The organism is Ureibacillus endophyticus (assembly GCF_003628435.1).
In the GTDB taxonomy this organism is placed as follows: Bacteria; Bacillota; Bacilli; order Bacillales_A; family Planococcaceae; genus Ureibacillus; species Ureibacillus endophyticus.
In genome coordinates this window covers 1-11,819 of sequence record NZ_RBZN01000034.1, presented here as the reverse complement: position 1 = coordinate 11,819, position 11,819 = coordinate 1, and the positions used below count along the sequence as shown (strand labels likewise).

Below are 11,819 nucleotides of genomic sequence, written 5' to 3'. Positions count from 1 at the left end.
GTATGGGTACTCTACAACAACGAATTATTGACGAATTGAAAGTTTTGCCAAAGATTAACCCGGAAGAAGAAGTTCGAAAATCCGTTGAGTTCTTGAAGGAATATGCAAAAAAGCATTCATTTTTAAAAGGCTTTGTCATTGCGATTAGTGGTGGCCAAGACTCAACCTTAACAGGAAAGCTTGTTCAAATTGCGGTAGATGAGTTGAATGAAGAAGTAGGAGAAGCGAAATATTCCACTTTTGCCATTCGCCTTCCATATGGTGTTCAAGCAGATGAACAAGACTGCCAAGACGCGCTTACATTTATACAACCAACAAAAGTGTTTGAAATCAATATTAAAGCAGCAGTAGATGCAAGTGTTCAATCCCTTTTGGATGCTGGAATCGAACTAAGTGACTTTGCAAAAGGAAATGAAAAAGCCCGCGAGAGAATGAAAGTACAATATTCCATCGCAGCTATGAAAAATGCGGTTGTGGTAGGTACGGATCATGCAGCTGAAGCGATTACTGGTTTTTACACTAAGTATGGAGATGGCGGGGTAGATTTAACTCCAATATTCCGATTAAATAAGCGTCAAGGAAAACAAATTTTAGCTTATTTAGGTTGTCCAGAGCATTTATATCTAAAAACACCTACTGCCGATTTAGAAGAGGAACGACCTGCACTGCCTGATGAAACTGCATTAGGTGTTTCCTATGAGTTAATCGACGACTATTTAGAGGGTAAGGAAATCCCAGAGGAAGCAAAAACTATTATTGAAGGTCATTATTTAAGGTCACAACATAAAAGAAACTTACCAATTACTATTTTTGATGATTTTTGGAAATGATGTTGCATATAGTGTAGAAAGAGGATTTATTCCTTTTTTCTACACTTTTTCTTTTAGAATCAAAATATTTAATAAAAATTGTAAATAATTTAGTTTTGTAGGCTTAAGAAGTAAAACGAATATACCGATGTATTAGTTAAAGGTAGGTATATAGTTATATAAAAGGGGGGTAAGTGCTTATGAGAACAACTCGTGTCCAATCTGTCCCTAGTAGTATCTTTAAAAACTCAAGACAATATTTACATTCCAACGAGTTATTTTATCGAACGATGCAAGAAAATGAGAGTCGAGGGCGTCAACAAAGGGGTCAACAGCAAGAGCAAGGGAACAATAGACAATCTACAAGTCTCGATAAAAAAAGAAAATTAAAAAGAACGCAAAACAAATTTTTTGTAAGGGGACTGCATCTAGATGCTGATACAGCAGCAACTATGCGGAATAGCCTATTAGAACGGGCAATAAAAATCAATGCTGCCTATAAAAGAAAAGCGAGAATAAGCATTTACCGAACTTCTATATAATTGAAAAATCTAGGAACACCTCAAATGAATTGAGGTGTTTTTTTCATTTGAGATTCGGTATATATTGATTCCTTTAAAAATATATATATTATCGTTATGATGTGAAACAACAATTGATGGGGTTTCATAGGAGTGTTTAATATGATAAAGGGGCGTACATGGATGAAGTGGAGATGGATGATTGTTGTTGGTTTATTATTGATTCTTTCAGCTTGTTCATCAGATAAACCACGGGAAATTAGTTCAAATGATGTATGTAAGGCGTGCAATATGGGATTAACAGATGTAAAATATGCTGCTCAACTCGTAAAGGATAATGGGGAGCAAGAGGTGTTTGATGATATTGGCTGCTTAATGGAATATATGATGGACATCGATTCATCTGAAGTGAGTGCTGCTTTTGTAATGGATGTATCAAAAAAGAAATGGGTAAATGCTGAAAAAGCTACATATGTATACGCAGAAACAAATTCAACTCCAATGAATTATGGTGTAATTGCATTTGACTCTAAAAAATCAGCAGAAAAATGGGTGGAAGAGCAAGAGATTGGCGAGTTATTAACGTATGATGATTTACATGATTTTGATTGGGGAGTTCATAATCATTAGTCATTGAAATAGGATGAGGTAGAAAGTGGAGTGTCTGAAAACTTGTTTTGAGACACTCCATTTGTGACGAGGATAGTGGAAATTTATTTCTACTACCGCAGGAACATTTCTTCTGTGCAAGGATGGTAGGACCAACGCAGGAGCAAAGCTTAAGCTTGAATATTTACTATAAGAGAAGAAGGCTGTTCGGTAAATTTTACACTTACTGGACAGCCCTATTTTTATTTTGTAATAACGGATGGTTTTCGTAATTTTGCGAGATTGGGGAGAAAGGATCTTCTTAAGCATGATGAAAACAAAAATGATAAGCGTGATGAAAACGAAAATGACAGTGAAATTGGTGGAAAACGGTATTCATAAGCGTGATGAAAACGAAAATGACAGTGAAATCGGTGGAAAACGGTATTCATAACCGTGATGAATACAAAAATAATAGTGAAATTAAGAGAAAATCGTCTTCATAAGCACGATGAAAACGAAAATATCACTTAATCTGAGAGATATCCGTCTTCATCCACCCTGAAGGAAACAAAAATCCACAAAATCGGTCGTAACCCAATATTTCCAAAACAATACAATTTTTTAACGTAGCAAGGTTGCTATTAGTTGTATTCAGCTTCATTTTTCGTTTATGCTTGAATTGTATTTTTGTGTGTATATTCTGACTTTTGTTGCTCGTCTAGGAGGTTTTTTAATGCATAAACAGATTGAAACAATCATTGAAAATATAGAAAAAGTCATGATAGGTAAACGGGAAGTCGCTGAGTTGAGTGTTGTGGCACTTCTTGCAGGAGGGCACGTATTATTAGAGGATGTACCAGGTGTCGGCAAAACGATGATGGTCAAAGCCCTTGCCAAATCTGTAGGTGCGGAGTTTAAGAGAATTCAATTTACTCCCGATTTATTACCTTCTGACGTAATTGGTGTATCAATATATAATCCAAAAACACTGCAATTTGAATTTCGACCTGGGCCGATTATGGGGAATATCATTTTAGCTGACGAAATAAATCGTACATCTCCCAAAACGCAATCTGCTTTGTTAGAAAGTATGGAAGAAGCGTCGGTGACAATTGATGGAGAAACGTTAGATATTGGGAAACCTTTCTTTGTTATGGCTACACAAAACCCAATTGAGTATGAAGGTACATATCCGTTACCGGAAGCACAACTGGATCGGTTTTTATTAAAAATTAAAATGGGTTATCCAAACGCACAAGAAGAAATTGAAGTGTTACGTCGGGCTGAGAAAACGCAGCCAATTTTTGATTTAACACCAGTTATCACGCTTGATGAATTGTTAAAATTACAAGATGAAGTAAAAGAAGTATACGTGGAAGATTCAGTGAAAAGTTATATCGTTCAATTAGCAAGAGCAACGAGAAACGTTTCCGAAATCTATTTAGGAGTAAGTCCTCGTGCATCGATTGCCTTGATGAAAGCTTCTCAAGCCTATGCGAAAATGCAAGATCGAGATTATGTAAAACCAGATGATGTTCAGTATTTAGCGCCTTTTGTTTTCGGACATCGCATTATTTTAAGACCAGAAGCACGATATGAAGGGATAACAACAGAAGACATATTAGAACGAATCATTTCAAAATCTGTTATTCCCATCAAAAGGTATGCCGAACAATGAAGAAGGTTAAACGTATTTTAGGCGGTGGTGGTCGATTCATCGTCTTACTTTTTTTAATTGCAGTTACATTTAGCTATGCGATGTTCCAAGGTGGCTTTGTCAGCTGGTTTCTTTTTTACTCGATAAGCCCATTTTTATTATATTCTTTATTACTTTCCTTTGCACCAATACATATAGGGGAAGTGCGGCGTGAAATCAAACCTTCTAAACTTCATCGCGGTGATTCTGCTTCCGTGACAATCAGTTTTCAAAATAAATCTTGGTTTCCGTTTGTTTTTTTAACGGTCAAAGAGTTAGGTTCAACTACTGGACCAAGTCAAATTTTTATCGCTGGTTGGAAAAGAAAATTTGAATGGGCATACGACCTTCAAAATGTTGAGCGCGGTGCTATCCACTTTAATGGCTTACACGTTACAATAACTGATTTTTTTGGATGGACAATACGGAATAAATTTATTGAAGAAAATAAAACTATCCTCGTATATCCGAAAATATCAGAGATCAAATATAAACCATTCCAATTTCAGTTTGAGTATGGCAATATGAATGCTCCCTTTTCAATGGTAAAAGACTCAACGTTAGTGAATGGGGTAAGGGATTATCAAGCGGGAGATAAGTTTTCTTGGATTCATTGGAAGTCCTTTGCTAAAAGTGAAACGCTTCGTACGAAAGAATTTGAAGATCGACAAACGCAAGAACTGATGCTTGTGTTGGATCAATCATCGGAGAAAAACTTTGACGATGTAGTAGATTTAGCTGCCTCAATCGTTACAAGTGTTGTTAAAAATCATGGTGATATTTCATTTTTGTCTACGGGCAAAAAGGATTACTATTTTCCAAAAATAAAAAACCACAACCAGTTGGAAAAAGTGATGCAGCATTTAGCAACAACTCAACCTACTCCTAACCAATCCGTTGAAGCGGTATTGGCGAATAAAGTAGGATTCATTAACTCTGCTGCATTAATTATTGTTACAGGTGAAATTACGGAACAATTAAAACAATTTTTCGCAAAAAGTTCTAACTTTACTCGCGGGGTTGTTTGCTTTGAAGTAACAAATAAAGAAAAGCACAATAGAAGCATTTCCAATGTTAAGGTAATCCCACTATCAAAAGGAAAGTTCGAACAAGCCTTCACGGAGGTGATGAAGCCGTGAAAAAAAACGATTTTAATCTAATTGAGATAGCAATTTATTATGGTATTGTTTTTATCATTTTAAGGGAATGGCTTATTCCTATCATGGAATTAACGGGGACAGGGCATATGAATCTTATTTTACTTTTCATTGCGCTATCTCTACTTTTAAGTCTTTTCCGGATTCATTTTGTTATTTCGATGGCTCTTAAACTAATTTATATTGGCTGGTTCATTGTTTATGTGTATAGTGGATATTCGATTTTATCTGGTGAGGGAATCCACTTTTTAATAGCCGAACTTAATGCGAATATAACCTTGCTACTCCAAGCGAATTGGATAGATGTGACAGATCCGTTTAGAACATTATTATTTTTAATCCTTATATGGATGTTAATTTATTTAATCCACCATTGGATTACCGTACGGATGTCAATTTTTTATTTCCTTGTTCTTACAGTACTATTTGTAGGTACTTTAGATACATTTACAGAGTACAACGGAACATATGCCATAATCAAAATTATCTTGCTAGGGTTAGTAACTATTGCATTTCTATTTTTGAAACGATTAATTGTTAATTCGGATATAAAGGTAGATTGGTCACACTATTTGAAACTAATCATACCAGTTATACTTCTTATCGGGCTTTCAGGAATAGCTGCAATATTTCTTCCAAAAGCAGAACCTCAATGGCCAGATCCAGTTCCATTTCTAAAAGCAGCAGCTGGAAAAGGTGGAAATGATGAAGGGGTAAAAGGTGTATCGAAAGTTGGTTACGGAGATGACGATAGCAATTTAGGTGGACCTTTTGTAGCGGATGATGCAGTTGTTTTTACTGCTCAATCTGAAACAAAGCAATATTGGCGAGTAGAAACAAGAGATGTCTATACTTCAAAAGGTTGGGAGAAATCCGCTTATTATGCTGGGGCATCAACTGTTTATGATCCATATATGAATATTAATCATTCATTACCAATTGGCCCTGAGGAAGGGACGAAACAAGCAACAATCTTGATGCTTTTTCCCCATGAATTTGTAGTTCAGCCTTATGGTTTAAAATCAGTGGGTGTAACAGAGTCAAATGAAGGCATTCAATTTCTAGTGGATGATAATTCTGAAAAAATTACACCACTTGCTTATAAGAAACCAACGCCGTTAAATTACTATACTGTTGACTATAGTAAACCTGTTTATCTCTACAGTGATTTAAAAGATTCTTCACTTGAAAATTTAGATCCAGAATTAGCGAAACGTTATTTACAATTACCTGAAACACTACCAGAACGAGTGAAAGAACTGGCGGCATCCGTTGTTGTAGGGGAAGAAAGTGTTTATGACCAAGCTCGAGCAATCGAAATGTATTTTAGGTTAAACAATTTCCGCTATGATACAGACGATGTAGCAGTCCCTTCTGAAGAGCAAGATTATGTGGATCAATTCTTATTTGAAACAAAGATTGGATATTGCGATAACTTCTCAACTTCAATGGTCGTTATGCTTCGATCAGTAGGGATTCCTGCAAGATGGGTAAAAGGATTTGCAGGAGGAGAAGTAATTGATACAAACGGTAATATGAAAACCTATGAAGTGACAAACAATGATGCTCACTCCTGGGTAGAAGCGTTTATTCCGAATGTTGGTTGGGTTAATTTTGAACCAACGATTGGATTTAGTAATTCAAGAGCGATTGATTATAATATTGAAGTTCCTGAAACAGAACGGGATGAATTAACAGTAAATGAAGAAGAAACCGAACCAGATGAAGTAGTTGAGGATAAAAAAGATGGACCACAAAAAAAATCAGCTGGTAATAATGCGTTGTGGAAAACCATCAAAGAATATAAATGGGTGTTTTTCATTAGTTTTATCGTACTTGTTGGGGCTCTATTGTTCCTTTACGTAAAAAGAAAGAGTTGGATGCCAAAAGTGTATGTAAAATTGAATGGAAAAAAACATTTAAATGAGTCATCTTTTGAATTAATGTACTTACAATTGCTCAAAATATTAGAGATGAAAGGTTTCAAACGCCAAGAAGGACAAACGTTACAAGCATTTGCAGCAGAAATCGATCGTTATTTTGAAACGAACCATATGGGGAAATTGACAAAAGCATACGAGCAAACAATCTATGCGAAGGAATCGACTAATGTTGACTTTGAACAAATGAAAGAAAGTTGGGAATATTTAATCAATCGGGCAACTAGTTGATTTTAGTATATACTAAGAGTAAAATTTAGAAAAAAAGTATAGGCTGCCTTCATATAGGTCCGATAATATGGTTCGGATGTTTCTACTAAGTTACCACAGTAATAACTTATCTATGATGGCGGGTGCTGTTATGTATTTTGGTGTACCCGCCTTTATAGCTTTAGAAAATGAACGCGTCAGAAAGAACTCTTTTTGAACGCGTTTTTTTACAAATATGAGGCATCTTAAGAAGAATAGAAGAGGTGTAAAGCGTGACAACCCCATTATTAAAAGAGCAAGAAAAAATTGTCGTACTCGATTTTGGTAGCCAATTCAACCAGTTAATTACTCGCCGTATTCGTGAATTTGGTGTGTTCTCTGAACTACATCCACACACAATTACAGCTGAAGAAATTAAAGAAATGAACGCTGTTGGGATTATTTTCTCAGGCGGTCCAAACTCAGTTTATGACGAAAAAGCATTCAAAGTAGACGAAGCAATTTTCGATTTAGGTTTACCGATTTTAGGTATTTGCTACGGGATGCAATTAATGTCTCATACTTTAGGCGGTAAAGTTGAAGGTGCAGACCATAGAGAGTACGGAAAAGCAGAAATCAATGTGACTGTAGACAATAAATTATTCGGAGATCTTCCAAAAGAACAAATCGTTTGGATGAGTCATGGTGACTTAGTAACGGAAGTACCAGCAGGCTTTGAAGTAATTGCTACAAGTGCATCTTGTCCAATTTCTGCAATGCAAAACGTAGAACGCAACCTTTACGCTGTTCAATTCCACCCAGAAGTACGTCATTCTGTTTATGGAAATGACTTATTACGTAACTTTGTATTTGATATTTGCCAAGCTAAAGGCGACTGGTCTATGGCAAACTTCATTGAATTAGAAATTAAAAAAATCCGTGAACAAGTTGGAAACAAACAAGTTCTTTGTGCATTATCAGGTGGGGTAGACTCATCAGTAGTAGCAGTGTTAATTCACAAAGCAATTGGTGACCAATTAACATGTATGTTCGTGGATCACAACTTAAACCGTAAAGGCGAAGTTGAACAAGTAATGAAAACTTTCACAGAAGACTTCGATATGAAAGTAATCAAAATCGATGCGCGTGAACGTTTCATGAATAAACTAAAAGGTGTATCTGACCCAGAGAAGAAACGTAAAATTATCGGTAACGAATTTATTTACGTATTTGACGAAGAGTCTGCAAAATTAACAGATATGGACTTCTTAGCTCAAGGAACTCTTTATACAGATATTATCGAATCAGGTACAGCAACAGCTCAAACAATTAAATCTCACCATAATGTTGGTGGACTACCTGAGGATATGAAATTCGAATTAATCGAACCATTAAATACATTATTTAAAGATGAAGTACGTGCTTTAGGTTTAGAGCTTGGCCTTCCTGAAGAAATCGTATGGCGTCAACCATTCCCAGGTCCTGGTCTTGGTATCCGTGTACTTGGTGAAGTAACAGAAGAGAAATTAGAAATCCTTCGAGAAGCAGACTACATTTTACGTGAAGAAATTAAAAATGCTGGTCTTGATCGCGATATTTGGCAATACTTCGCTGTATTACCAGACATCCGTTCAGTAGGCGTTATGGGTGATGCACGTACGTACGATTATGCTGTAGGTATCCGTGCTGTAACATCTATCGACGGTATGACTTCTGACTGGGCACGTATCCCATATGATGTACTAGAAAAAATTTCAGTACGCATTGTAAACGAAGTAAAACACGTAAACCGCGTGTTGTATGATATCACATCTAAGCCACCTGCAACTATTGAGTGGGAATAGGACTTAATACCTAATAACCTACAATCATAGTTATATCAAGGGTTTAGCGGTTGTTTGAATGAGCGTTTACTTGTTCACCTGCAACAATTGACTGTCAAAATAGGACTTTCCATTATTCATGTAATTCATGAAAAATGGGAGGTCTTTTTTTATGGTCAGAATCATTGAACTGATTGACGATTTCAAATTGAATCAAGAAATCATTGGTCGTAAACCAAAGTATGTAGAGATGTGTATATGGCGGTTGAAGCGTTGGCAGGAGTATATGGAAACACAATGTAATGTAGTAGATATAGAAGCAGTTGAGCCGATTCACATAAAGAATGTAATTAATTCCAAATAAATTTATATTTGAAATGGAGAATAATTATGATTTGTACGGTTTGCCAAACGAATTATCATTTTCAGCGTAATAGCTGGCGTTTTGAAGGGTGTTCTGAAAATGGTGAAGGAATTTATATCGTTGAAAGCCACGTATTTACACCTGATATTTTACAAGCAATATTAGAACATGCTATACAAAATGAAACTGTTGTAATTTCAGTAGATGCTTATTTAGCAGAATATACTGAGTGTGAAGGTTGCCAACGATTAAATATCCAGTTAAATAAAGAGAGACATGCATTGTTAAACTTACCTAAATATGAAAAAATTATTTATTATGATTCCTTTTAAATGATTTAAGTGAAAAAATGCATATTATCTTACAGAAGAAGATGCTATATCATTGCTAAATTTAACTATAATGATACCAATCCAATATAAAATAGTTAATTATTGATTCATATAAATATAATCCCAGATAAAAAAGATCCGTAGATGAAAAAAATTGTGCGACGGATTTATCGGATGACTTTTAGAGTAAACATTTTTAGGAAAAAGAAGCAACTGCACCGGAGAAACCTCTCGCGATACAACGAATGAAACGGTGAATTCATTTGAAGTGACAAATGGAAGTACACAAAGTATCGCAGAGCAATTGAAGAACAATCAGCCTCTTCTGAAGAAATATTGAGTATTGCAACAGAGTTAAACGAGTCAGTTCAAAAGCTGAATTCTCAAATTGATCATTTTAAATTATAGTTAAATTGTCTTTCAATGGTACTCAAAAAACCCCATTTCTCTTATATGGAAATGGGGTTATCTATATTCCTTCATCTGCTCTCTAAACTGTTCAATAAATGCATCTATATTGTCAGTATTTACATAGGTCGCATATTGTAAAGGGTGTCCGTTGTTGAAAGCGACAATATCTTTCGCAATGTATGTCCCTGTACTTGGATAAAAATGATTTGTATCAAAGTAATTATTTACATTTAAAGAGATATCATTAATCGTTGTGAAATTCACGACACCATCAAAAACTTCGATACATGCTTCTAACCAATCTCGATAAAGTTGTATACCGCCCTCTTTTTTAAAAATTTTCGCCAATCGCTCATGAAAAAAAGGTGGAGAATAAACGATAAACTTACTATTAGGACTGGCTTCTTTAATGTCATAAAGCGCCTTTTTGTATTCCGTTAAATCCTTTGACTCTTTAACTGAACCCAATTTCTTTAACCCTCTATTAATGTTGGATTGTACGGTCTTGTTATCTACCGTATCTAGGGAGACAACATTGTTTCGATCATAGATGCGAAATCCTTTTGGGGTTTCATCACTTGCATTGTTTTTCGCTTTTTCGTACGTATCAAAGGAAAATAATGATTTGATAGAATACAATGGTGCATTCGTAGTTTCGAAATAAGTCTCTGGCTCTGGATAACTACTAACCAATGCTTCGTCTAAATTACCTGTTGGATACAATTCTAAAATGATTGTTTCAAACTCTTTTTTATTCTGTTCTGTCGCATATCTTATATATGGTCCATACTCGCCTAAAGTGAGCGAACCTGCAGAAAAGTTATACACCGACATATCCTTAAAATCGTGCTGGTTAATATAGGTTGTCCTGCTTGTCCCAACAAGCAATGAGTCAAATTGATTTTGATGTGATATATAATTAACTTTTAATTGGCGTTCATCAAAGGCAATTTGGCTTTCATTTGCCTTGTTTTGATGATTAAAATTCCATAATGGATCAACGTAGTAATTATAAAAAATCATATATAGAAAAGGGCTGCAAAACAGAGTTGTTAAAATTGCTGTCGTTAAAAGCCATTGTTTATAGTTCATGCGAAGCCCCCCTAAAAGTTAAAGTAAATAAATTCACTACTACTGAAATTAGTAAACACAATATAAGTCGCTATTGTAATAAGTGCTGCTACATAAACGGCACCTAGCCCCGAATTGAAGCGCAATTGACTTAATTCCCAAGTGTTTTTTGCAAATAATGCAATGCCTAAACATAATGCCATCATCAATGTAATGAAATACACTAATGAGAATGAAAGGCCAAAAAATTCAGTAGGCGTATGGAATAGCATTAACTGCTGTGCTAAGTAATTAGAAGAAAGTAGATTATTAACATTAAACATACTACTCAACACTTCCATGGCTTGATTCACTGAAGTCGCACGGAAAAATACCCACGCAATATTGACAAAATTAAATGTTAAAAACCATGCTAAAAATGTTGGGAGACGAAATCCGTATTTTGACCACAACCTGTTTATACAAGAAGCAATTCCGTGCAACATTCCCCAAATGACAAAGGTCCATCCAGCACCATGCCAAATCCCACTAACAGCAAAGATAATTAGAATGTTGATATACGTTCGTATAGCACCTTTTCTACTTCCACCTAAAGGGAAATATAAATACTTCGTTAAAAACTGATTTAATGTCATATGCCAACGACGCCAAAACTCTTGAATACTTAATGATTTATAAGGCGAATTAAAGTTTAATGGTAAACGGATATTAAACATTAATCCTAAGCCAATTGCCATATCAGAATAGCCACTAAAGTCAAAGTAAAGCTGCATTGTATATAAATGTCAACGTTAATATGTACATTTATGCTTGTTTAAGGGTGTACAAAATTACTCGTTTACTGGTTCGAGGTGTTGCTTAAGACGGTACGAATCACCAGTAATAGTTACGACACTTGCGTGATGTAAAATGCGA

At 35.3% G+C, this 11,819-nt stretch carries 12 protein-coding genes and 1 riboswitch; of the genes, 10 read left to right on the top strand and 2 right to left on the bottom strand.

All coding sequences use genetic code 11. The annotated features are described in order from the left end of the window. The first annotated feature begins 2 nt into the window (after positions 1–2). From nadE to D8M03_RS12530, 10 genes are all read left to right on the top strand, one after another. Positions 3–830 (top strand): ammonia-dependent NAD(+) synthetase, encoded by an 828-nt coding sequence (gene nadE, locus D8M03_RS12570; protein WP_121215158.1) that lies wholly within the window; start codon positions 3–5, stop codon positions 828–830. Between the two features lie 179 nt (positions 831–1,009). Next, positions 1,010–1,351 carry a hypothetical protein gene (locus tag D8M03_RS12565; RefSeq protein ID WP_121215157.1) on the top strand — a complete coding sequence of 114 codons (342 nt, stop codon included), beginning with the start codon at positions 1,010–1,012 and terminating at the stop codon, positions 1,349–1,351. Between the two features lie 162 nt (positions 1,352–1,513). Continuing rightward, a complete protein-coding gene (locus D8M03_RS12560) occupies positions 1,514–1,960 on the top strand; it encodes a nitrous oxide reductase accessory protein NosL (RefSeq protein ID WP_170148446.1) in 447 nt (148 codons plus the stop codon). Between the two features lie 286 nt (positions 1,961–2,246). Then, the gene (locus D8M03_RS17985; RefSeq protein WP_281272160.1) at positions 2,247–2,372 is read left to right on the top strand and encodes a hypothetical protein; all 126 of its coding nucleotides are present in this window, start codon (positions 2,247–2,249) and stop codon (positions 2,370–2,372) included. Between the two features lie 282 nt (positions 2,373–2,654). After that, entirely contained in the window at positions 2,655–3,599 is a 945-nt protein-coding gene (locus D8M03_RS12555; RefSeq protein WP_121215155.1) for an AAA family ATPase, read from the top strand. Beyond that, positions 3,596–4,756, top strand: a complete 1,161-nt coding sequence (locus D8M03_RS12550; RefSeq protein WP_121215153.1) for a DUF58 domain-containing protein — start codon at positions 3,596–3,598, stop codon at positions 4,754–4,756. The genes D8M03_RS12555 and D8M03_RS12550 overlap by 4 nt, the downstream gene beginning before the upstream one ends. Further along, complete coding sequence (locus D8M03_RS12545) at positions 4,753–6,945, top strand: transglutaminase TgpA family protein (RefSeq protein ID WP_121215152.1); 2,193 nt, start codon at positions 4,753–4,755, stop codon at positions 6,943–6,945. The genes D8M03_RS12550 and D8M03_RS12545 overlap by 4 nt, the downstream gene beginning before the upstream one ends. Positions 6,946–6,974: 29 nt before the next feature. Further along, positions 6,975–7,078, top strand: a riboswitch (purine riboswitch). Positions 7,079–7,196: 118 nt separating this feature from the next. Continuing rightward, entirely contained in the window at positions 7,197–8,747 is a 1,551-nt protein-coding gene (guaA, locus tag D8M03_RS12540; RefSeq protein ID WP_121215150.1) for a glutamine-hydrolyzing GMP synthase, read from the top strand. Between the two features lie 151 nt (positions 8,748–8,898). After that, positions 8,899–9,090 carry a hypothetical protein gene (locus D8M03_RS12535; RefSeq protein WP_121215148.1) on the top strand — a complete coding sequence of 64 codons (192 nt, stop codon included), beginning with the start codon at positions 8,899–8,901 and terminating at the stop codon, positions 9,088–9,090. A gap of 26 nt (positions 9,091–9,116) precedes the next feature. Then, a complete protein-coding gene (locus D8M03_RS12530; RefSeq protein ID WP_121215147.1) occupies positions 9,117–9,422 on the top strand; it encodes a hypothetical protein in 306 nt (101 codons plus the stop codon). Positions 9,423–9,887: 465 nt separating this feature from the next. Here the strand turns inward: D8M03_RS12530 and D8M03_RS12525 are convergent, their stop codons facing one another. Both D8M03_RS12525 and D8M03_RS12520 read right to left on the bottom strand, forming a co-directional pair. Then, positions 9,888–10,925 carry a hypothetical protein gene (locus D8M03_RS12525; RefSeq protein WP_121215146.1) on the bottom strand — a complete coding sequence of 346 codons (1,038 nt, stop codon included), beginning with the start codon at positions 10,923–10,925 and terminating at the stop codon, positions 9,888–9,890. 11 nt (positions 10,926–10,936) lie between these two features. Then, on the bottom strand, positions 10,937–11,641 hold the full coding sequence (locus D8M03_RS12520; protein ID WP_414674163.1) for an MBOAT family O-acyltransferase: 705 nt from the start codon (positions 11,639–11,641) through the stop codon (positions 10,937–10,939). Positions 11,642–11,819 lie beyond the last annotated feature (178 nt).